Consider the following 22,871-nt stretch of genomic DNA (forward strand, 5'->3'; position numbering starts at 1 on the left):
GTCAGCTTTCGCCGTGCTTCAGGATGACGACGCCGAGCGGCGGCAGCGACAGCGCGGCCGAACACGGCTGGCCGTGGAGCTGCGGCCCATCGGCGCTCACGCCGCCGTCGTTTCCGAAATTGCTGCCGCCGTACATCTCGGCATCCGAATTCAGCAACTCGCGCCAAGTTCCGGATTGTGGCAGGCCAACGCGATAATTTCGCTGCGGTTCGGGCGTCATGTTGGCGATAACCGCGATATCCGCCCCGCCCCTGCCGCGGCGATGGAAGGCGTATACGCTGTTCGCGGCATCGTCCGCGGCAAGCCAGCGGAATCCGTCGGGATCGGTGTCGAGCGCATGAAGCGCCGGTTCCTCGCGGTAGACCCGGTTGAGGTCGCGCACGAGCAGCTGAACGCCCGCATGCTCCTGGGCATCGAGAAGGTCCCACGGAAGCGACTCGTCGTGGTTCCATTCGCGCTCCATGCCCAGTTCGCAGCCCATGAATAACAGCTTCTTGCCCGGGTGTGTCCACATGAACGCCAGGTAGGCGCGCAGGTTGGCGAACTTGCGCCAGCGGTCGCCCGGCATTTTTCCCCACAGCGAGCCCTTGCCGTGGACCACCTCGTCGTGGCTGATCGGCAGGACGTATTTCTCGGAGTAGGCGTAGACCATCGGAAAGCTGAGATCGTTGTGGTGCCACTGGCGGTGGACCGGATCGCGCTCGATGTATTCGAGCGTGTCGTGCATCCAGCCCATGTTCCACTTGTAGTTGAAACCCAGGCCGCCTTGCGGAACCGGCGAAGTCACGCCGGGCCAGGCGGTCGATTCCTCGGCGACCGTGATGGCTCCCGGGCAACGCTCCGAGACGATCGTGTTCAGGTGCTTGAGAAAGGCGACCGATTCGAGATTCTCGCGTCCGCCGTGGACGTTGGGCACCCACTCGCCGGCATTCCGGCTGTAGTCGCGGTAAAGCATCGAGGCGACAGCATCGACGCGCAGACCGTCGACGTGGAAGGTTTCGAGCCACCACATCGCCGAGGCGAGCAGGAATCCCGAGACCTCGTTGCGCCCGAGGTTGTAGATGAGCGTGTTCCAATCCTGGTGGAACCCCTCGCGAGGGTCCGAGTGCTCGTAGAGATGGGTGCCGTCGAACTGCGCCAGACCGTGCGGATCGGTCGGGAAGTGCGCCGGCACCCAGTCGAGGATCACGCCGAGCCCCGCGCGGTGGCAGGCGTCGACGAACGCGGCGAAGTCCTGCGGACCGCCGAAACGGGCCGAAGGCGCGAACTGCGACAGCGGCTGGTAGCCCCACGATCCGCCGAACGGATGCTCCATGATCGGCAGCAGCTCGATGTGGGTGAAGCCCATGTCCGCTGCATAGGGAATCAATCGCTCGATCAGGCCCGCCCAGTCGAACGCGCGATCGCCCTCGCCCTCGGGCTTCATCCACGAAGCGGCATGGACTTCGTAGATGGAGATCGGCGCCTCGGGCGCGTGGCGGCTCGCACGTTCGGACATCCAGTCGCTGTCGGACCAGGAATAGTCGGGCGCCGCGGCCACCACCGACGCCGTGGCCGGCGGGCGTTCGGTCTGCCGGGCAAGCGGATCGGCCTTCTGCATGATCCCGCCGTCGGCGCCCGCGATCTCGAACTTGTAACGCGCGCCGGGACCGAGCCGCGGGACGAACAGTTCCCACACCCCGGCCCAATGGCGCAGCCGCATCGGGTGGCGTCGTCCGTCCCAAGCGTTGAAGTCGCCGACCACCGAAACCCGGCGAGCGTTCGGCGCCCAGACCGAGAAGAGCACGCCCCGGGTGCCGTCCACCTCGCGCGGTTGCGCGCCGAAAACGCGGCCCATCTCGAAGTGCCGGCCCTCGGCGAACAGGTGCAGGTCGAAGTCCGAAAGCATGGTCCCAAAGGCGTAAGGATCCTCCGTCTCCTGCACCGTTCCTCCGGGCCAGCGGATTCGCAGCAGGTAAGGTCCGGCAAACTTCACCGCCCCGGCGAACAAGCCCGGCCCCGCTTCCCCGAGCCGCGCAGCCCTGCCGCCGTCCGGGGGCACGCATTCGACCATCTCGGCGCCCGGCTGGAAGGTGCGCACCACGCGATCGCGGTCGCCCTGGTGGGGGCCAAGCAGCGCGAACGGATCGTCCAGACGGCCCTCGATCAGCGCGAACGCCGACCTTGCGAGTACGTCTTCTTGCGCGGTCATTGGGGTTCTCCGAGAAGCTTTCTGGCTACATGAGCAAGTCCGGCGGCGGGGACTTCGATCCAGTCCGGCCGGTTGGCGGCTTCGTAACCGACCTCGTAGGCAGCCTTTTCGAGCAAGAGCAAGTCCAGCAGCGGGCCCGGAGGCTCTTCGATCACGGCGGTGTATCCCTCGAGGAAGGCGCCCGCAGCCGCCTCGCGGAACTCGCGGGCGAGGCGCTGGGCGCGGTCCTCCCAGCTCTCGGTTCCCGCAGGATGCGTGCTTCGGGCCACCGCGGCGGCGTAATCGAAGCTGCGCAGCACGCCTGCGACGTCGCGGAGCGGCAAGTCCTTGGCCCTGCGCTCATGCAAGGCGCGTGCGGGCTCACCCTCGAAGTCGATGATCGTTACATCGTCGCCGGTGACCAGGATCTGCCCGAGGTGCAGGTCGCCGTGGATTCGGGTCTTTTGAAGACCTTGTGCGCCGGCTGCGACCTCGGCAACGCGAGCGGTCAGATCGTCGCGCCTCTTGCGCAGAAACCCCGCGTCGGCCTGCGCGGCTTCGCCGAGTTCCGCATGGCCGAGACGATCGATCGCGGAATCGAGCTGGCCGGCTATCCGCTGGGCCAGCGCTTTGGCATCTTCGCTGTCGAAGCGCGTCGGCGAAAAGGCCGAGTTGTCGGTTTCGCGCGTGAGGACGGTGTGCATTTCTGCGAGCCGGCGACCGAGGTTGCGTGCGAAATTCGTATAGCTCGCGAAGCTCCACTCGCTTTCGGTCGCCATCCTCTCGAGCATCGCGAGCGTCCACTGCCAGCCGTCGCCCTGGTTGTAGGCGAACGCTTGCGCCATCATCAGCAGCATGTCTTCACCGCCTTCGCGGCGATAGGCGGTGCCCAGAATCGGCGGCACGTTGGCGAAGCCGTGCTCGGTGAGATAGGCGACCATCTCCGCATCGGGGTGGACACCCGGCGCCACTTTGCGCAGCAGCTTGAGAACCGCCTTGCGCCCCACGATCATCGTGCTGTTGGACTGTTCGGCGGATGACCACTCGGCCTCCGCCTCGGGCTCGAGATCGAAGTGGCGAGTCTTCTCGAACCGCAGCTCGCCTTCGCCCGATGGCACGCTGCGCCCCTCGCTCATTGCCGTAATGACCGAGCGAGCGAACGAGGCGAGCGCGAACCCGTCCGTCAACAAGCCGACGTAGCGCTCGCGGCGCACGCGGGCGATCGCGAGGTTGGAAGCATAGGGGCCGTTGGCCTCACCTTCCCAGGCAATTCCGAGCGGCAGGGTGTAGACCGCGCTGCCGCCCGAGGTCGTCACAGCCAGTTCGCTCAGCAGCAGATCGTCGGCCGCGGGCATCTCGGTCAACCGCATCAGCTCGACGCGTTCGATTGTTTCATCCTTGGCGCCGAACCAGCGGCGCTGGGCGATGTAGTCCGGCAGCACGTCGCGCTCGAGAATCGCGCGGTTGCCCGGCGAGCCGAGATCGGTGAGCCGCGGCCGCAGGACGAAAGTGTATCGTTCGACATCCGCGCCGGGTGCGCCCGATGCCCAGTCGGGCGCGTCCACGTCGTGCCGCAGCTCAAACCAGTAGAATCCGTAAGGCGGCAGCGAGAGAAGGTACGGAAGTTGCCCCACCCGCGGAAACGGCGATCCTCCGGTCAGTTCGATCGGTGTCGCGCCTTCGAAAGAGTGCAGGTCGAGCTCGACGGCCTGCGCGGTGCGGCTGAGATTGGCGACGCACAGGATCGTCTCGTCCCCGTGCCGGCGCAGGTATGCGAGTATTCGCCTGTTCGCCGGACGCAGAAACGTCTGCGTTCCGCGGCCGAATGCAGCGTGCTCGCGCCGCACCGCCAGCATGCGCTTAATCCAGTTGAGCAATGAGTGGCGGTCGCGCTCTTGCGCTTCGACGTTGACCGCTTCGTAGCCGTAGAGCGGGTCCTGGATCAGCGGCAGCGAGAGCGAAGCGGGGTCGGCGCGCGAAAAGCCGCCGTTGCGGTCGGGCGACCACTGCATCGGGGTGCGCACGCCGTCGCGATCGCCGAGAAAGATATTGTCGCCCATCCCGATTTCGTCGCCGTAGTAGAGGACCGGCGTCCCGGGCATTGTCAGCAGCAGCGCGTTCAGAAGCTCGATCCGCCGGCGGTCGCGCTCCATCAGCGGGGCGAGACGGCGGCGGATACCGAGATTGATCCGCGCTCGCCGGTCGGCCGCGTAGGTGTTCCACAGATAATCGCGCTCGGAATCGGTGACCATTTCAAGCGTCAGCTCGTCGTGGTTGCGCAGAAAAATCGCCCATTGCGCGTCTTCCGGAATATCCGGCGTCTGGCGCATGATATCGGTGATGGGGAAGCGGTCTTCCTGCGCCACCGCCATGTACATCCGCGGCATCAGCGGAAAGTGAAAGGCCATGTGGCACTCGTCAGTCCTGCCGTCTTGCTCGCCAAAGTACTGCTGCGTGTCCTCCGGCCACATGTTGGCTTCGGCCAGCAACATGCGGTCGGGATAGTGCGCGTCGAGGTCGGCGCGGATGGTCTTCAGCACCTGATGCGTTTCGGGCAGGTTCTCGTTCGACGTCCCGTCGCGCTCGATCAGGTAGGGGATCGCGTCGAGCCGCAGCCCGTCGATACCTGCATCGAGCCAGAAGTGCATGACCGACAGGACTTCCTCGATCACCTTGGGATTGTCGAAATTGAGGTCGGGTTGGTGCGAATAGAACCGGTGCCAGAAGTAGGCGCCGGCTTCCTCGTCCCAGGTCCAGTTCGACTTCTCGGTGTCGCAGAAGATGATCCGCGTGCCCGAATAGAGCGTTTCGTCGTCTGACCAGACGTACATCGCGCGCTCGGGGCTGCCCGGCGGCGCGCGGCGTGCGGCCTGGAACCAGGGGTGCTGGTCGCTGGTGTGGTTGATCACCAGCTCGGTGATCACGCGCAGGCCGCGGGCATGGGCCGCATCGATGAATGCGCGCGCTTCTTCCATCGTGCCGTAGTCGGGGCTGACATCGCGGTATTCGGCAATGTCGTAGCCGTCGTCGCGCCGCGGGCTCGGGTAGAACGGCAGCAGCCAGATCGCTGTCACGCCCAGGTCCGCGACGTAGTCGAGCTTTTCCATCAACCCCGCGAAGTCGCCGACCCCGTCGTTGTTGGCGTCGAAGAAGCTCTTGACGTGGAGCTGGTAAATGACCGCATCCTTGTACCATAGCGGATCGTCTGCAGACGACAGCGTGGCGGAAACGGTCTTGGGAGACGAGGGTCGCGGCGGCATCTCGTTCATGCCCGGACCTCCTTCGGCACGAGCCGCCAGATGCGATAGGGCTCGTCGGGTGCAAGGTGGATGTGCTGGATCTTGCCGTGCCAGTCGAAGCGATACCCTGCGGCGAGGTCCTCTACGCCGATGGCGGCATCGTCGGGCAGGCCGAATTCCCACAGCGGGACCTCGAAGTCGCAGGCGTGCGCGTGGTGAGGGTCCATGTTGACCATCACCATGATCATCTCGCGCAGCACGCCGTCGGCCGACGGCGCGGGCTTGCCGTACCAGATGACGTTCTCGTCGTGTGCAGCGTAGAAGCGCGTGTTCAAATGCGTCTGAAGCGCTTCATTGGCACGCCGCAGCCGATTGAGCAGCCTTACGTCGGCGATGATGTTGCCCGGCGCGTCCCAGTCGCGGGCGCGAAGCTGGAACTTCTCGGAATCGAGATACTCCTCCTTGCCTGGCCCCAGCGGGGCCGCATCGCACAGTTCGAAACCCGAATAGACGCCCCACAGACCCGACAGAGTCGCCGCCAGCACTGCCCGGATGCGGTGCGCCGGTCGGCCTCCCGTCTGGAGGAAGAACGGGTTGATGTCCGGGGTGTTGACGAAAAAGTGCGGGCGGTAGAATTCCTTCGGCGCCTCGGTGGTCAGTTCGGTGATATATTCGATCAGCTCGTACTTGCGGTCTCGCCACGTGAAGTACGTGTAGCTTTGGCTGAAGCCGACCTTGGCCAGCCGGTACATCATGGTCGGCCGGGTGAAAGCCTCGGAGAGAAAGATCACGTCCGGGTGACGCCCGCGCACCTCGGCGATCATCCACTCCCAGAACGGCAGCGGCTTCGTATGCGGGTTGTCGACCCGGAAGGTCTTCACCCCGTGGTCGACCCACAGCAGCACGACGTCGCGCAAAGCCTCCCATAGGCCTGGCACCGCGTCGGGCCCGTAGAAGTCGACATTGACGATGTCCTGATACTTCTTCGGCGGGTTCTCGGCGTACTTCATCGTCCCGTCGGGGCGCCAGGCGAACCATCCAGGGTGCTGCTCGAGCCAGGGATGATCGGGAGCGGCCTGGATGGCGAAGTCGAGGGCAATCTCCAGTCCGTTCTCGGAGGCCGCTTTCACCAGCCGGTCGAAGTCCTCGAACGTGCCGAGCTCGGGATGGATTGCCTCGTGTCCGCCTTCTTTCGCCCCGATGGCGTAGGGGCTCCCCGGATCGCCTGGCGCGGGTGTCAGCGTGTTGTTGGGTCCCTTGCGGTTCTTTCGCCCAATCGGGTGGATCGGAGGAAAATAGAGTGTGTCGAAGCCCATTGCGCGCACTCGCGGCAGATGGTCGATCACATCGGCAAAGTTGCCGTGCCGATCCGGATTGTCGCTCATCGAGCGCGGGAACAGCTCGTACCAACTCGAGAAGCGCGCCTCGATCCGTTCCGCATCGATAGGGTGCGCTACGGAGACGATGCGGTGAGGACGCTCGTCGGCTGCGCGCATGAGGCGCCTCAGGTCCTCGGAGAGCAACAGTCGCTCCTTCTGCGCGTCGTCCCCCTTGTCGTATGCTGCCAGCTGCTTCTTGAGCGCCTTCGCGAGATCGCCCTTGGTACGGTCTGCCGCCTGTTCGACCAGCTGCCGCCCCTCCGCGCGGTCGACTGGCTCCGCCACGCCGGCGTCCACCTTCTTGCCGAAGTCGCGCTGGAAGCCACCGAAGCGGTCGAGCCATCCTTCCACCACGAACTCATGCCGGCCCAGTCGCTCGATCCGCAGCTCGGCGCGCCAGCGATCGTTCGCCAGCTGCTCCATCGGTGCCGAGCGCCACTCGTCTGCATCGGCGGCCCGCCAGCGCAGTTCGGCAGCGAGCTTCTCGTGCCCGTCTGCGAAGATCGTCGCTTCGACGCAGATCGTGTCGCCGACCACGCGCTTGATCGGGAAGTCGCCCCCGGCGACGCTCGGCGAGACCTTTTCAAGCACCAGCCGTTGTCCGGGCTCAGCCGCATCGGCGAGCGGGCGAGCCTGCACGAGTTTGACGGGTGGCGCGCGCGTTCCACCCAGCACTCGGACCTCGCCCGGCGCAAGCGCGGCGATAGCTTCGGTTCCGCTGTCGAATGTGAATTGCGCGGCGACCGAGGGCAATCTGGCTATCTCCGGCGGCGTCGCTTCTTCCGTCGATGCGTTCGCCATAATCAGCAGCGCTTTCTGCGCTTTACGGAGATCGGCAGTGTCGGACCGGAGCACCGCGGTGACCGGCCCCGTCGAGCCGCCGATCCGGCGCATGGCTCCGCCAAAGCCGCTCACCTCGTTCGCCAACCGGACCGCATCGGCAGCGGCGTCCATGAAGGGTGCGCCGCGGCGCAGTACGTCGAGCGGAACGATGAATCCGTCGCCGAGGGCCGCGGCCTCGCGCAGCAGCAGCATAGCATCGCGTCGACTGTCCGAGCGCACCTCGTTGAGCATCGGCGCCGCGGCGCGGAGAACTTCGGCCTCGTCGAACCACCACTCGCTGCGGCCATCCCATGCGGAATAGGAACTCACGAAAGCGTCGACCGCGGCGGCGAGCTCGGCGGCGCGCTGGATATTCTCGACCCCGCTGCCGATCACGACCAGGCCAGGGGCCTGATCGCGCAGTGCGGCGGTGACACGCGCAAGCAGCAGCGGTTCGATGCGGTCGACACCGGCGATCTGCAGGCCGTCCGCGCCCCGCTCGACAAGTCCGGCGAGAGCCGCACGCATCGGCTCTTCCAAAACTCTCCCGGCCGCGGCATCGTTCAGCCGCGCGCTGGCTACTCCGCTGGGCGGTGCGGGCTTGCGGGGGTCGATCGGCGCGCGTTCCGCCGCCGAGCGGTGGAGGCGAAACGCCGAAGGATGTTCGGTCACCAAGGCATGATCGGCGGGGAACCGCCGCGGATCGACTTCGACGATCACCCGCAGTCCCGCGCGGCGGGCGATCGCGAATGCCTCGTCCACTGCTACGCCGGGCTCTTCGAATAGCGATCCGTCAATTCGCCAGGTGACGGCGTCGAACCCGGCATTCTTCGCTGCTGCCAGGGTTTCAGCCGACTCGCTACCGCCTATTTCTCGTGCGGCCGAAATTGTCCCGGCCGAGATCGTGCACATGGGCGGTGGCATCGGGATAGGCGCTTTCCTCTTGGAGCGATGAGACGTTGTTCTACCAAAGCGAGAGTGCCGCAGACGTTCCGCGACCTGCCGCCGGTTGCTCAGCTCTTGCGAGCTTTGGTCGATTTGATGGCGGACTTTCGCTTCGCGTCATTCCGAGATTTTGCCCCGGCCGGTTCGTCCGGTCGGTCCTGGTTAGGGAGTTTTGTCCCGCCTTTGGGCTTGTCAGAGCTGCTCTTCGGTTTCGTTGAGGCGCGTGCAATCTGGCCCGGGACTTTTGCCGCCCGCCCGCGCTTGCCGGCAGTCGATTCGGCCTTGGCATCGGCGAACTCCGCGCGCGCCTGTTGCCAGTGTTCCTCCTGACGCCCCTCCGGGCGGCCCTCGCTTTCCCAGATTTCGTACGCCCGTTCCTGGATCCTCTTGTCCAGATCGCTCGACATCGTTCCGCTCCTTCTTTGCGTCCGTTCGCTTAACCAACGACGCCGGAGCGCAAAGGAGCCCGGAAAATTTGGCCTATTTATCCCTAAGACATGCTGCCTTTCGAATTTCGCAAAAGTCCACCCCGACAAACCCGGAGACTTTCCGATAAACCGCCGCCCTGTACTCCCACTCGACTCGTTCGAGATCGAGCGTCGCCTCCATCACGTTGGCGACAACCTCGACCTGCAGCGCAGGGGCCGGAATGCCGAGCTGGGCGAACACCCCGATGACACGCGCTAGAAGACCGGCTTCCGCCGCCCCTCGCACCGTCAGGGCGTCGCCTTCCGGGGGAGACATCACGCTGCCGCTCGGCGCTGGACCTGAGCCAGCCGAGCGCGCGCAAGCGCGTCGGCCGCCCGGTGCGGGGGCAAGCCGGTCTCCTCTGCATGATCGAGCACAGACATGAGCCGCTGCCCGCTCGCCCGCACGCGGGCTTCCACCTCGGCCAGGCTCCAGCCGAGGTACTCTGCGCAAACGTTGATGATGCCGCCGGCATTAACGACATAGTCCGGCGCCAAAAGAACGCCGCGGGCGGCGAGTTCGTCACCGTCCTCGACCGTCGCCAGCACGTTGTTGGCCGCGCCGCAGACGATGCGGGCCTTGAGGCGTGCCACACTGTTCCGGTTGAGGACGGCGCCGAGCGCACAAGGCGCGAAGACCTCACAGGGTGTTTCGAGAATTGCCTGGGAACTGACGATCTGCGCGCCATACTTGCAGGCGACCGACGCGGCCAGCTCGGACCTGATCTCGGCGACTACCAGCTTGGCTCCAGCGCGGTGCAGCAATTCGCAGAGCTCCGCACCCACATGCCCCAGCCCCTGAACGGCTACCGTCAGACCATCGAGGTCGCCTCCGAACTTGGACCGCACCGCCTTTTGCATCGAAACGAAAACCCCCAGCGCGGTCCACGGCGATGGATCGCCGCCCGGCGCGCCGTTGGCCGGCGGCAAGCCTGCAACGTGGCTGGTCTGCGAGCGTACGACCTCCATGTCGGCCACGCTCGTTCCCACGTCTTCCGCCGTGACGTACGCACCGCCCAGCTTCTCCACCTCGCGGCCGAAAGCCTCGAACGCGCGAACCCGGTCGAACTCACCGTCCGGCAATCGGATCACCGCCTTGCCGCCACCCAGCGGCAGATCTGCCATCGCGTTCTTGTATGCCATCCCCTCCGCCAGGCGCAGGGCATCCAAGGTCATGGCGGGCCGGTCGGCGTATCGCCAGACACGGCACCCTCCTGCTGCCGGACCGAGCCGGGTCGAATGCAGGACGATTACGCCTTCGAGGCCGGACTCCGGATCCGTGACGACGTGTACCGCTTCTGGCGGAAAAGGCAGATTGGCATTCAATTGCGGCATGGTGAACCTCCTTGGATCGGATGCGCTTTTGAAGCAGCCGCGGGGGTTTTTCTGGCCTGAATCGAGCGGCGCAGCCGCGAATCAAGGTGGATCCATCCCCTGAACCCGCGATCGGGGGAGAGATTGGCCGCGGCTCAGCGAATGGGCAGCGCTGTGGTCGATTTGATTTCGGACAGAGCGATCGTGGAGTTCACTTCCTGCACGCCTGGCAGTTGCGAGAGCCGGTCGAAAAAGAACCGCTCGTACGCCTCGATGTCGGAGGCAACAATTCGCAGAAGGAAATCCACCGGGCCCATCAGGACGTAGCACTCGAGAACCTCGGGAAAGCCCCGGATCGCTTGCGCGAACTCGTCGAGATTCGCCCGGCCGTGCGCGTTGAGCTTCACCTGTGCGAATATGTGGGCGTTGAGGCCCACGCGTCCGCGATCGACCAGCGCCACTCGCCGCTTGATGTAGCCATCCCGCTCCAGCCGGTCGATACGGCGCCAGCACGGTGACGCGGAAAGTCCGACTTTCTCCGCAATGACGGACGTGGAGAGCGAGCCATCCTCTTGCAAAAGCGCGAGAATCTTCTTCTCAAAAACATCAAGGGGAGCGGTCTCGCTCTCGGCCATCGTTTAATGCGCCGTCGCGGCGCCCGCTTGCGCGGCGCGCATGATCCGCAGCACGTTGCCGCCCGTCATCTTCCCCACATCGTCGCGCGAGTACCCGGACTCTAGCAGACGCTGGGTGATCACGGGCAGGCTGTTGATGTCCATCATGCCTTCGATCCCGCCCCCGCCGTCCCAGTCGGCGCCGAAGCAGACATGGTCGACACCGGCAACGTCGATCAGATGCTTCAAGGCGGTCATGTACTGCTCGAAGGTGGTGGTCCACATGGGCTCGGTCTTGTCCAGCTCGCGCCACCGGCGGATAAGCTGGGTCTGTTCTTCCGGGGAGAGGTCGGCAATGTGCTCGTACTTGTCGAAAAGCTTGGACCGCTCTTCGCCCATCTTCATCTCGCTCATGAAGATCGTCGACATGCACACGGCTCCGCCATGCTCCGCAATGGCGCGGATGTGGCTGTCGTCGATATTTCGCGGATGGTCGTGGGCCCACCGCGGTGAGCTGTGCGACAGGATGATCGGCGCCTTGGAGAGCGTCAGGATATCGTCGAGCGTCTTGTCGGAGGAGTGGCTTGCATCGATGACCATGCCGAGCCGGTTCATTTCGGCCACCCACTTCCGCCCCAGCGGACTGAGACCGTTCCACTTCGGCGTGTCGGTTGCCGAATCGGCGAACTGGTTGTTGCCGGAGTGCACCGGGCCGGCCATGCGCACGCCGCGGTCGTAGAACGCCTGCAGCAAGGACAAATCCTCGCCCAGCGGGTAGCTGTTCTCGATGCTCTTGAAGCCGATCAGCAATCCCTGCCGGGCAAGCGACTCCGCCTGGGCAGGAGTGGTCGCGGGACGGATCAGCGACGGGTGCTTCGCCAGTTCGGCGTCGATCAGGTCCGAACGCCCGCGTGCGAACGCCAGCGCGTCGCGATACCCTTGCGCCGTCAGCGGCCCCTGCTCGGTGTAGATGACGAAGAACCCTCCATCGAGATTCCCCTTCGCCATGCGGCCGAGATCGACCTGAGCGATGTCGTTGGCGATGGTGTGCTCGGCAGCGAAGTCCCAGCCCTCGCGGCCGAAGTTGATCGGCGTGTCGAGGTGCGTGTCGAGCACCAGGAGGTCGCGGTGGATCGCCGCGTAATCGCTGGCCGAAGGAGGCACGGTCGCACAACCGGCCAGCAGCGCCGCTAGCAGTGCCATGGGGGTATGCTTGGCGATCATGGTCAATTCCTCATCGGTAGCAATCGAAGGTCACGGTAATCATAGCTGAAGTCCGCCAACGGCGACGCCGCCTCCATCGCGACGCTCGCCACCTTCCCGTGCGGATCGAGCTGGAACGTCACCAGCGCATTCTCGAGCGCGGGATCGGTGAGCTGCGTCATGAAGGTATCGTACTGGTAGTGGACCAGCTTGCCCTCCATCCGCGGGTTCGTGGTGAAGTCGATCCAAAGTCCGCCGTCGCGCTCGGTAACCTTCACGTCGCCATACCAGGGATCGCGGTAGGTGCCGGAATAGCTGCTGAGGGGCAGCGAAGGCCCGACGTCGGCCGTCTCCTCATTCACCTTCGCAAGGGCGGCCTTGCCGCCTTCGAGCCGGGCATCGACGAACCTGTCCCACTTGGCGGGCCAGTCGTTGAACGGAAGGCCGAGGTAGTGGTCGAGCAATTCATAGAACAGCCCGCGTCGCAGGGCGGCTTCCTCGGAGTTGATGACGATTGCGAAGCCGACGTCCTGGTCCGGCAGCAGGGCGACGAGCGCGATCGCGCCGAAGACGCCCCCGCCGTGCCAGATCAGGCGGTGTCCGCGGTAATCCTGCACCTGCCAGCCAAGCGCGTAGGCCGTGTAATCCGGGTTCGTCGGCGCAAGGTCTCCCGGCCAGTCTTCGTTCGGCATCGGAGTGACCGGCTTCCACATCTCCGCACCCGCGGCTGCGCTGAACAGGCGCCCTCGCCCGGGGAGGGCTCCATGGGCGAGCTGGATCTTGAGCCACTGCGCAAGATCGGCGGCACTCATCGCGAGGCCGCCGGCAGGCAGGGCGTTGCGGCCGAGTTCGTTGTGCTCGTCGAGGACGACGTTCGGCCCATCCCCGCGGATCGCCCCGGTCGTGCGGGCGTGGGGATACGCCCGATTGGCGACGGCGTACCGGGAATCGTAATCGGACGTCGAATCGTTCATGCCGCCCGCACGGAGCACATCTTCCAGCACGTAGCGTTCCCAGCTCTTCCCGCTCACTTCCTCGATAAGCTGGCCCGCCACAACGTAGAGGATGTTGTCGTAAGCGTACCCGGATCGAAAGCTGGTTGCCGGCGGGATGTAGCGCAGCCGCTCCACGGTCTGCCGGCGTGTCAGATTGGACCTCGGCACATAAAGCAGGTCGCCCGCGCCGAGCCCAAGACCGCTGCGGTGGACGAGCAGGTCGCGCACGGTCATTTCCGCGGTGACCCACGGATCGTACATGCGGAACCAGGGCATGTGATCGATGACCTTGTCGTCCCAGTTGAGCTTGCCGCTGTCCACGAGCGTGGCCAATGCCGCCACGGTGAAAGCCTTCCCGGTCGAGCCGGTTGGGAAGATCGTGTGCGCGTCAACCTTCGCGGCTTCGCCCTGCTTGCGAACGCCCCAACCCCGCGCAAGGGTGGTCTTGCCGTGTTCGACGATCGCGATCGCGATGCCGGGCGCGCCCGACTCTTCGCGCAGTGTCTCGACACGCTCGACGAAGCCCTCCGGCGGAGCGGCGTCGGCGGGGAACGGCAGTGGAGTTAAAGCGGCGACGACCACCAGGGCGACGAGTTTACGCATGATCATGCTCCGGATGAGCGGTCCCCTTGACCAGGCGGTAGAGACCGATCGTCATGAGCGGGACCACGAAGCTGAGGATGAACACGAAGGCCATAATCCGATAACCGGACGCGATCAGGTCGACGAGGCCGATCTGATTGGCGACGAACATGCACACCACGAGAATTGTGAGAGTCAGAACCGGACGGAACGCCGAGCTCACTTGACCTGCGCCCTCGCGGCTTTCTCGCCAGGCCACGGCGCGCTCGTTGATCGCGTGAATGACGCCGACCCCGCTTTCCAGCAGTGCGCCGAACACCATCGTCTGGAACGCGAAGCGGAAGGCCGGGCTTTCCAGGCGCTGCAGGATGTAATCGGAAGGAAGCGTGGCGCTGAGGATATCCGGGTAGAACCCGATCATGGCGAGCAGGAAGGCGAAGGCCGGCAGCATCGCCATCGGCCCCGCTACCAGCCCGGCGACCACGGCGTTCCGGCGAGAGGTCATGTGCCGGAGCACGGGAAGGATCATCACCGCCGCGACGATGTTGTAGGTGCCGTAGGTCAGACCCGCGAGAGGCCAGGCCGCGTCTGCGCCGGCCATGCCGAGGCCGTGCTCGATCCGCTCGCCGAAGCGCGAGAGAGAAAGCACCAGAAAGATCGTGTAGATCGCATAGAGGAACGTCGAGACGTATTTGAACATTGCCTCGACCGCGCCCTCCCCCACGCCTGCGATGCCCGCGATCAAGAGCGCCAGCACCACTGTTCCCACCAAGGCAGGAACATCGAACAGGCTGGCGCCGACCTCCCCGGCGGCCGCGCCGAAGACCGCCAGCAGCAGGACCGAGAAAAGTACGAAGCACACTTCGAAAATGATCGAAGCTCTTCCCAACAACTTGCTGACAAAGCTGCGATAATCGTATGTGCGGTACATATGCGCGAGCGCGAAGGAGGTGGCCGCGACGGCCGACCAGATCACGGTCGCAAGAACCATAGCCGCCAGGGCGCCCCGGGGCCCTTGGCTGAGGAAATACTCGGCGAGCTCACGCCCCGTCGCATAGCCTCCGCCGATGATGACGCCCTTGAGTGCGAAGGAGGGCAGCAGATAGCGCTGGAAAAAGGATCCCCCGGTGCGGGCTGCCACATCGCTCACGCGAGGCAACTGTCGACCAGCCGCTCGAATCCCCTGCCGCCCCGCATCGGATCGCCCACGGGCAGCCCATGCAGGCGCTCGCCCTCCGCTTCCATGAGCCTCGCGGCTTCGGCCTCCCTCAACGCCGAAGTGTTCAGGCTCACGCCTCCGCAGCGAATGGCGGGATTGGTGAGCTTGCCCAGCCGGATGGTGAGGTCGATCACCTCCTCAATGGTGGGAAGGGCAAATCCGTCCACCCCGATGATCTGTTTGCGGGTCGGATCGTGGCAAACCACGAAGACGTCGGGCTGGCTGCCGTGAAGCAGGCCGAGCGAGACTGCGGCGAACGACGGGTTGAAGAGGGAGCCCTGGCCCTCGACGACATCCCAGTGATCCGACGCCGCGTCCGGCGAAAGCACTTCCGCCGCGCCCGATTCGAAGTCCGAGACGACTGCGTCCATCGGCATGCCTGCCCCCGAGATCATGATCCCCGTCTGCCCTGTGGCGCGGAAGTCCGCCTTGAGCCCGCGCGAGACGAGGGCGCGGTGGAGAGCCATCGCGGTGTACTTCTTGCCGAGCGCGCAATCGGTGCCGACCGTCAGGAGCCGCTTGCCCGTCCGCTTGCGCCCGGTGCCGACCGGGATGTTCTCCGGCGGCACGCGCACGTCGACCAGTCGCTTGCCGTTCCGCGCCGCCGCGTCCACCAGTTCGGGGATCGACGACAGCGGCCGGTGCAGCCCGCTCACCACCTCAAGCCCGGCGTCGAGCGCCTCCACCAGTGCGGCGACCCAGCTTTGCGGGATGACCCCGCCGGGATTGGCGACGCCAATGACAAGCGACCGGGCCCCTTTCGCCCTAGCCTGCTCGGGAGTCATCTTGGGAAGTCCTGTGGTGATCCCTCCGTCGAGCATCGACCACTCGCCCACGCAGAGATCCGGAGCCCAGTCCGCCAGGCCGAACGCCGTCTTTGCGTAGCTCGGCTGTTCGATATCTCCCAAAAAAAGCAGGTATGGCGTGGAGAGGCGGAGCCCCTCGGATACGCTCCTTAGTGGTGCGTTCATCTTCCCGCCGCCTCAGAAATCGGCGCTAAGCGAGAGGCCGGCGGTGCGGGGCCGTATCGGCGCGACAGCGACCGCCTGGGCAGGGCGTATGAGGAAGGAACCGATGCTTGTCGCCCCGCCGGCGTTCGTCAGGTTCCTCACAAAGCCGGTCACCCCGAACCGCCCGAACTTCACCCCCGCGCGCACGTCGGCCACGGCGTATCCATCGATGGAGTAGCGCTTGCCGGTCAAGGCCAGGTAGTTGTTGTCGAAGTTTCCAACCTGATCGCTGACGTAGCGGAGGTCTCCTCCGACGAACGCATCAGTGTCATTGCCAATCGACCAGTCGTAGTCAGCCGACAGGTTGGCCGACACCTTGGGCGCATACGGCAACCGGTCGCCGGCGAATCCGCCAGTCCCGACACCGAGATCCTCGTCCAGATGCGCATCGTTGTAGGCGAAGTTGACGGTAACGCTCAGGCCGGTCTCGGGGCGAAGTGTGGCAGAAAACTCCATACCCTTGCTTGTCGCACTCTGGCCGTTTCCGGCGGCGTTCACGACGCCGATCGACGTGTTGTAGGCGATCAGCGTCTGGATGTTCTTCCAATCGAGGTAATAGACCGAGGCATCGACGGTGAGGCTGCGGTCGGCGGTCTCTGCCCGCAAGCCCGCTTCGTAGCTGATCAGCGTGTCCGCCCCGAACTGGCGGGGATAATCGGCCGGTGCGCCTGGGGGCACGACGTTGGGCCCGCCCGGACGGTAGCCCTTGGCCACGCGCGAATAGACCGACACGTTATCCGACAGTTCGAAGCGCGGCGCGATAGACCAGGTGAACACGTTCTCCTTGGAGGATCCGGTCTGCACATCGGGGATGGCGCCGACCGGATAGCCGGAGAAGAACAGAAGCGAGCCGTCGAGCGACTGCAGAACGTTCTGCTCATTATGGCTGTAGCGGCCGCCGGCCGTGATGTCGAAGCGCGGCCCGAAGTGCAGGGTCGCGCTGCCGAAGGCAGCGTATTCCTTGTACTTCGAATCGAGGATCGCGGTGAGGAACGTCGGGAAAGTGACATCGCCGCCGCCAGGGCCGACCGGCAAGGTCATTGCCGGATCGAGGGCGTCGCCCGTAGCGAGCTCGAAGGGCTGGTAATTCTGGAAAAGCAGCCCGTCTTCCTTCGTGTAGTAGCCACCTACCAGCCATTCGAAGCGGTCGTTCGAAGGCGAGTCGAGCCGCACTTCCTGCGTGAACTTCTTCTGGCTCGCCAGCGCCGGAAACGTGATGCCGAGCGCGGGGACACCCGGACCGCCGTAGATCGCGTCGGCGACGCCTGGCAGCGTGGCGGTGACGTCGTACGCTTCGAACTGATCGAGCGTTCCGTAGCTCGTGACGGACGTCAGCGAGGCAAAGCCGAAGTCCCAGTTGAGGGTACCGTTGTAGAGCCGATAGTCGACGTCGTTGCTCTCCGGATAGAACTCAGTGCGCGTCCAGCGCCCCGCGGTCGAGGCACCCGTGTTCGGGTCAGTGTCCAGCGGCTCGTAGGTGAACGGGTCAGCATCGTAGGTGGCGTGCGAATCCGCCCGAATGTTCTGGGCCAGGGCCATCAGCCGAACCGAGAAATTGTCACTCGGCTGGAAGAGCAATGAAACACGGCCGCCGTAGCTTTGGTAGTCGTTGGCATTTTCGCGGTTGATGCCCACCGTGTCGATGTAACCGCCGACCTTGCGGTAGTAGCCGCTCGCGCGCACCGCCAGCGAACTGCCCAGCGGCACGTTGACCGCCAGGTTGCCGTTGTATCCCATGTTGCCCCCTTCGGTGAACTCGGCGCCGGCGCGGACCCTGCCGGAAAACTCGCCCAGCTTGGGGGCGACCGTCACGAACTTGACGAGGCCGCCGAGCGAGTTGGCCCCGTAAAGCGTGCCCTGCGGACCGCGCAGAACTTCCACCCGCTCGATGTCGAAGGTGTCGATGTCACCGGCAAGGACGGCCCCGTTGCTCTGCCCCGTGCTGGGGCCGAAAGGCGTGTCGTCGATGTACACCGCGGCGGTCGGACTGTCGCCGCCGGTATTGATACCGCGCAGAATGATCCGCGACTTGCCGGGATCAGTCTGGTCGATCGTCATCCCGGGCACGAGCGCGGCGTAATCGACGAAGCTGACTGCCTGTCGCTCCTCCAGCTTTTCACTTCCAAGCACGGAAATCGATTGCGGGACATCGGCGAGGATCTGCTCGCGCTTCTGTGCAGTCACGACGATGACCTTGGGATCGGTCGAGTCATCGGCGGCGTCCTGCGCCCATGTCGGCGCAGCGGTGATCGCGACCGTGATCGCGAGAATGCTCGAAGTAGCTGTGCCCAGTCTCATTGTTCTCGTCCCCTATGGCCCGCCCGCAGCAACGGCGACGGTGATCCGGACCTGCGAATCGCGCGCAGTCCGGCCAGAAAAAGATCTCTTGTCCGATCTCGGCGTGGATGGTGTCCGCTTTCGGATCTACGCCATTATTGTCCTGATTAGAAAACTGTCAACCTGTTTAGGACATTTTGCCCGATCCGCCCCAGATTGCGGTGTCGCAATGCACCTTTCCGTCGGAATAGGTGACACCGCCCGGGCGATCGCGGGTGAGAAAGGTCGGTCCGTCGAGGTCGACGATGTCGCACAATTGCCCGAGCAGGTAGGACGGCGCCATCGACAGGCTGGTGCCCATCATGTTGCCGACCATCACGCCCATCCCGAGCGCCTTGGCCCTCCGGGCGATCGCGATGCCTTCGGTCAGCCCGCCGCACTTGTCGAGTTTGATGTTCACGACGTCGAAGCGGCCGACCAGTCCCTCGACGTCGGCGAGACCGAGCGCACTTTCGTCGGCGGCGAAGGGGATCGGCCTGTCGAATCCGTCCAGATCCGCCTCATGGCCGATCGCCAGCGGCTGCTCGAGCAGCTCCACGCGCGCCGCCACCAGCGCCGCCAAGAGTTCCGGCAGCGCATCGATCCGATAGCCCTGGTTGGCGTCCACTCCTATCCAGGCGTCCGGTCGCGCGTCGCGCACGGCGTTGATCCGGCGGATGTCGAGGGCTGTGTCGCCCGTGAGCTTGACCTTTATCGGAGCAGCCGGATCGAGACGGAGCGCAGCGGCTGCCATCTCGTCAGGCTCGGCTGCGCCAAGTGTGAGGGTCGATCGCAGGGGCTGCGGCTCCGGCAGGCCGGCCAGCTGCCAAGCCGGCGTGTGGCTGCGCTTCGCTTCGAGGTCCCAGTAAGCGCAGTCGATCGCGTTGCGGGCGCCACCGGCGGGCATGACCTGCTGGAGATCCTGACGGCTCGCGCCGCTCTCGATGCGCGACCTGGCGTCCTCCGCCTGCCGGAGCATGTTTTCGGCGTCGTCTCCCAGGTAGTACGCGCCGGCCCCCTCGCCCCAGCCGGTATCCTCACCATCCGAAAGGCGCGCGACCAGAACCGTCGTACTCTCGAACACATGACCCGAGATGCGGAACGGTTCGCGATAGGCGAAGCGCTCGATACTCAGATCGAGCGAGAGGCGCTGCTCCATCTGCGAGGCCATCAGAAGGTCATTTCGAAGCCATACAGATTGTAGGCGATGGTCACCCAGCACAGGATCACGCCCGCGAAGACCAGCAGGACAGCGCCCAGCTTCATCGTCCAGCGCCGGCCGTCGCGGAAGCTGTTCGCGAGGTGCCAGGCCGCGGTGACGAGCAGGCCGAAGGCCGCGAGCGGCGTAAGGATGCGCAGCAAGTTGATCAGCCAATCGAGGTCTCCCCCGAGGGTCCCGCTGTCCGCAGTGAAGGTTTGCACCAACAGGAGCCAACCAAGAACAGCGAGGATGGCGAGTCCGGCGAACACTCGGCTGAGGCGGTAAGCCGTCAGCGACCTTCCGCTCAGCGCGAAGGGTGCCCCGAAGTGGCGCCGTACCAGCGCCCGCACCGGCCAGGCGACGACGGCCAGGAAGCAGAACGCCAGGGCAATGAGCAACGCCGGCAGCAACCACGCGGGATTGGCCGCTGCAGGAGCCGGGAACAGCACCATGAACGGAGAGACAACGTCCATGCTGACGCGGACGACGTTGCCGTCCTTCACCTCCGCCGCGACCCTTTCGCCGGAGAACGTGTCCCGCCACACGAACGGCTCGACTTCGACCCAGTCGCGCGGGCCAGCGCTCAGGATGCTGAGGTCGGGCAAGCTGATCCCGCCGTCGGGCAGGGCTATTATCTTCGTGGGCCCGAGCAAGCCAAACACGCTCATGAAATTGGTGAAGGAACCGCGGCTCGATACATATGTGCCGGCGACGAGCTGCGCGTGCTGGCGCGAAACGGCGGGATCGATCGGCGTGAACTTGCGCTGCTCAGGGAAGTAGCGATCGGCGAATTCGTGAATGATCGTTCCGCGCAAGCCGTATGCCGCGGCCTCCTTGCCGCGGCTATTCGTCGCGATGAACAGCCCGATTCCGCTCTCTGGAAAGAGCCATACTTCGCTGTGGAAGTAATCGGTGTCCCCGCCATGCCCGATGCTGCGGCGGCCGTTGATGACCTGCTCGTAAAAACCCAGCGCCATCCGGTTGAGCGGCCCGACGCCCTTGGCCCGGTAGTCGTGCATTTGAGTGCCGGTGGCCGGGTCAAACAGAACTCCGGAATTCTGGAGGTGGGCGATCATGAACTTGCCCATCGCCTCACCGCTGACCGAGAAGCTTCCAGCCGGTGCGGGCTGGACGATCTCGAACGGCCGGGGAGCTTCGTTCCAGTCTCGATAACCCTTCGACATGTACGGCGCGAGCTTGGCCGGCAGCGGCTGGCGGGAGGTCGCGAAATTCATCCCCACGGGGTCCAGAATATGGTTCTCGACGTAGGTGTCGTAGGGCTGGCCGGAAACGCGCTGGACAATGTAGCCGGCGAGCGCCGTGGCATAGTTTGAATAGGCCGGCGTCGTCCCCGGCGCATAAACTTGATGGGGCAGAGCCCTTTTTGCGTACTCATCGAGAGGCAGCAGCGCGGCAGGGTCGGTCGTGAAGAGATAGCGAAGTGACTCTTCGAACCCGGGAGTATGCGTCATGATGTCGCGCAAGGTGAGCGGCTTACCCTCGTAGGGGGGAATGCGGAAATCGAGATAGGCGTTCACGTCCTGATCGAGATCGAGCCGACCGGCCTCGACCTGCTGCATGACGGCCGTCCAGGTAAACAGCTTTGAGATCGAACCGATACGGAAAAGCGTCCGACGAGGATCGACCGGCTGTCGATTGGCCAGATCGGCGAAGCCGTAACCTTTCTCGGCAATAATCGCGCCATCGTCGACCACGACCACGACCGCGCCCGGTATCCTGCCCGCCTTGAGCGCGTAGGGCATCAGACCGTCCAACCAGGCCGACACGTCGGTGGACGTAAGCGCGCGGCCCGCGCCCCCCGCCGGCGTCTCTTCGGCCGAGGCCGGGCGATCGTCATCGGCCGGAGCCGGAGTTGCAGGGGTTTGCGCCGTCAGAAAGAAGAACAGCGATAGGGCCGCGAGCGCCGACCGGATCCTCGATTTGTGCGTCATAGTTGCTTCCTTCTGTTCGCGTGGCCGCCACTTGCGGTGGAAAGGCCCGGCCCCTAGGATGGCCGTAATCATCCCACTTAGGACAATGTGTCCTGATTGGAAAATTGTCAAATCGAGAGTAACCGACCGTCATGGAGATCAGCACCGACCGTCCCACACTGGCGAGCGTCATGCGCGGCATCCGCGCCCGGAAAGGCTGGACTCTCAAACAGATGAGCGAACGGTCCGGGATTCCGGTCTCGACCCTGTCGAAGGTCGAGCACGACCGGCTCACCTTGAGCTATGACAAGTTGCAGCAAGTGAGCGAGCGGCTGAAGATCCCGATGTCGGATCTCTTCGCCGAGACTCAGAGCCGCGACGAGCAGAAGGTGACCGGTCGACGGTCCATCGGCAGGATCGAAGATGCCGTGCAGGTGACGACCGACAACTACGATTATCACTACCTCTGCACCGATCTGCGACAGAAGCGGATGATTCCGATCGTCACGAGGATCAGAGCTCGCAGCGCCGCCGAATTTGGCGATCTCGTGAAGCATCACGGTGAAGAGTTCATCTATGTCATCGAGGGCTCCATCGAAGTGCACACCGAGTTCTACGATCCGGTCATCCTTTCAGAGGGGCAGAGCATCTACTTGGACTCGTCGATGGGACATGCCTACGTCGCCGCGGAGGGCTGCGATGAGGCGGTCGTGCTGGGCGTGTGCTCGAGTTCCGACGCGGGACTGCTCGACTCCTTGCTCAATATCAGCAAGCGAGGAGGCTGAAGCTCCTCAGCCCCACGGTTGGCAATTTTCGGGACAGTGCTCGCTGGTCATCGTTACAACGGCATCGGGAGCTGGATCACTGGCCTTCCTCCGCCTCGGCCCAATGCGGGTAGGTCACATATGCGGTCAATGCTCCCTCCCCATGGGAGCGGATGACGACTGAATTTCCCTTGGGCATGTAGATGATCTCGCCGGGGCCGGCGGCGAACACCTGTCCATCGGCCTCGACCGATACCCGTCCTTCGAGCACCACCATGACGTCGTCCACGACGATCTCGGTCTCCAAGACCTGATCTGGCTGGTAGCGACCGTAGCCCACCGTAATCGGACCTCCATCGCGCTGATCCACAAGGTTCGCCGCGAAAATGTCGGCGTCTTGGCCGGGGGAGCGTTCGAACCGAGCATCGGCGGGTTCGTATCGTTGCACGCGCATAGGCTTCCTTTCAGGTCTTGGAGGTGTGAAATTGCCTCGGTCTGGGCGTGGTGGATCTCGATCATGTCCGCGAATGTGGCATTTTACCTCCGTGGAGCCGATCGCGCCCATACGCTCCTGGAATCAGGCAGGGGCAGATATTCGGCCTTCCAGATCGTCTGTCACGCCGAAATACCTGTTTATCCTGAGGCCAAAAGCCCGGTGCCATCACGGCCAGACCTCTGAATGGCGGAAGTGCGAGAGCGA

Annotated in this window: 16 protein-coding genes; 1 reads left to right on the top strand and 15 read right to left on the bottom strand. The window is 64.7% G+C overall.

Annotation, left to right across the window (positions count from 1 at the left end; all coding sequences use genetic code 11):
• Position 1 precedes the first annotated feature (1 nt).
• The 14 genes from glgB to Q7I88_RS13200 form a co-directional block, all read right to left on the bottom strand.
• On the bottom strand, positions 2 to 2,191 hold the full coding sequence (glgB, locus tag Q7I88_RS13135) for a 1,4-alpha-glucan branching protein GlgB (protein ID WP_305096363.1): 2,190 nt from the start codon (positions 2,189 to 2,191) through the stop codon (positions 2 to 4).
• Complete coding sequence (gene treS / locus Q7I88_RS13140) at positions 2,188 to 5,439, bottom strand: maltose alpha-D-glucosyltransferase (RefSeq protein ID WP_305096364.1); 3,252 nt, start codon at positions 5,437 to 5,439, stop codon at positions 2,188 to 2,190. The genes glgB and treS overlap by 4 nt, the downstream gene beginning before the upstream one ends.
• The gene (locus Q7I88_RS13145; RefSeq protein WP_305096365.1) at positions 5,436 to 8,534 is read right to left on the bottom strand and encodes an alpha-1,4-glucan--maltose-1-phosphate maltosyltransferase; all 3,099 of its coding nucleotides are present in this window, start codon (positions 8,532 to 8,534) and stop codon (positions 5,436 to 5,438) included. Before Q7I88_RS13145 ends, treS begins: the two co-directional genes overlap by 4 nt.
• Before the next feature lie 89 nt (positions 8,535 to 8,623).
• A complete protein-coding gene (locus Q7I88_RS13150) occupies positions 8,624 to 8,962 on the bottom strand; it encodes a DUF2934 domain-containing protein (RefSeq protein ID WP_305096366.1) in 339 nt (112 codons plus the stop codon).
• Between the two features lie 73 nt (positions 8,963 to 9,035).
• Entirely contained in the window at positions 9,036 to 9,299 is a 264-nt protein-coding gene (locus Q7I88_RS13155) for a hypothetical protein (RefSeq protein ID WP_305096367.1), read from the bottom strand.
• Entirely contained in the window at positions 9,299 to 10,357 is a 1,059-nt protein-coding gene (locus Q7I88_RS13160; protein WP_305096368.1) for a Glu/Leu/Phe/Val family dehydrogenase, read from the bottom strand. The genes Q7I88_RS13155 and Q7I88_RS13160 overlap by 1 nt, the downstream gene beginning before the upstream one ends.
• 134 nt (positions 10,358 to 10,491) lie before the next feature.
• Positions 10,492 to 10,971 (bottom strand): Lrp/AsnC family transcriptional regulator, encoded by a 480-nt coding sequence (locus tag Q7I88_RS13165; RefSeq protein ID WP_305096369.1) that lies wholly within the window; start codon positions 10,969 to 10,971, stop codon positions 10,492 to 10,494.
• A 3-nt stretch (positions 10,972 to 10,974) separates the two neighbouring features.
• Positions 10,975 to 12,174, bottom strand: a complete 1,200-nt coding sequence (locus Q7I88_RS13170; RefSeq protein WP_305096370.1) for a dipeptidase — start codon at positions 12,172 to 12,174, stop codon at positions 10,975 to 10,977.
• A 2-nt stretch (positions 12,175 to 12,176) separates the two neighbouring features.
• Positions 12,177 to 13,751, bottom strand: coding sequence for a serine hydrolase (locus Q7I88_RS13175; protein WP_369426062.1), 1,575 nt, complete (start codon positions 13,749 to 13,751; stop codon positions 12,177 to 12,179).
• Positions 13,744 to 14,871: a YkvI family membrane protein gene (locus tag Q7I88_RS13180; protein WP_305096372.1), complete on the bottom strand. Its 1,128-nt coding sequence runs from the start codon at positions 14,869 to 14,871 to the stop codon at positions 13,744 to 13,746. Before Q7I88_RS13180 ends, Q7I88_RS13175 begins: the two co-directional genes overlap by 8 nt.
• A 5-nt stretch (positions 14,872 to 14,876) precedes the next feature.
• Complete coding sequence (locus Q7I88_RS13185; protein WP_305096373.1) at positions 14,877 to 15,920, bottom strand: N-acetyltransferase DgcN family protein; 1,044 nt, start codon at positions 15,918 to 15,920, stop codon at positions 14,877 to 14,879.
• Between the two features lie 12 nt (positions 15,921 to 15,932).
• Positions 15,933 to 18,257 (bottom strand): TonB-dependent receptor, encoded by a 2,325-nt coding sequence (locus Q7I88_RS13190; RefSeq protein ID WP_305096374.1) that lies wholly within the window; start codon positions 18,255 to 18,257, stop codon positions 15,933 to 15,935.
• A 166-nt stretch (positions 18,258 to 18,423) separates the two neighbouring features.
• Positions 18,424 to 19,446 carry a dipeptide epimerase gene (locus tag Q7I88_RS13195; RefSeq protein WP_305096375.1) on the bottom strand — a complete coding sequence of 341 codons (1,023 nt, stop codon included), beginning with the start codon at positions 19,444 to 19,446 and terminating at the stop codon, positions 18,424 to 18,426.
• The gene (locus Q7I88_RS13200) at positions 19,446 to 21,428 is read right to left on the bottom strand and encodes a serine hydrolase domain-containing protein (protein WP_439648343.1); all 1,983 of its coding nucleotides are present in this window, start codon (positions 21,426 to 21,428) and stop codon (positions 19,446 to 19,448) included. The genes Q7I88_RS13195 and Q7I88_RS13200 overlap by 1 nt, the downstream gene beginning before the upstream one ends.
• Before the next feature lie 131 nt (positions 21,429 to 21,559).
• Between Q7I88_RS13200 and Q7I88_RS13205 the strand changes: the two genes are divergently transcribed.
• Positions 21,560 to 22,192 (top strand): helix-turn-helix domain-containing protein, encoded by a 633-nt coding sequence (locus tag Q7I88_RS13205; protein WP_305096377.1) that lies wholly within the window; start codon positions 21,560 to 21,562, stop codon positions 22,190 to 22,192.
• A gap of 76 nt (positions 22,193 to 22,268) precedes the next feature.
• Here Q7I88_RS13205 and Q7I88_RS13210 read toward each other — a convergent pair whose 3' ends face one another.
• Complete coding sequence (locus Q7I88_RS13210) at positions 22,269 to 22,619, bottom strand: EutQ-related cupin domain-containing protein (protein ID WP_305096378.1); 351 nt, start codon at positions 22,617 to 22,619, stop codon at positions 22,269 to 22,271.
• Positions 22,620 to 22,871: the final 252 nt, after the last annotated feature.

Source organism: Croceibacterium aestuarii, from assembly GCF_030657335.1.
GTDB classification, from domain to species: Bacteria; Pseudomonadota; Alphaproteobacteria; order Sphingomonadales; family Sphingomonadaceae; genus Croceibacterium_B; species Croceibacterium_B aestuarii.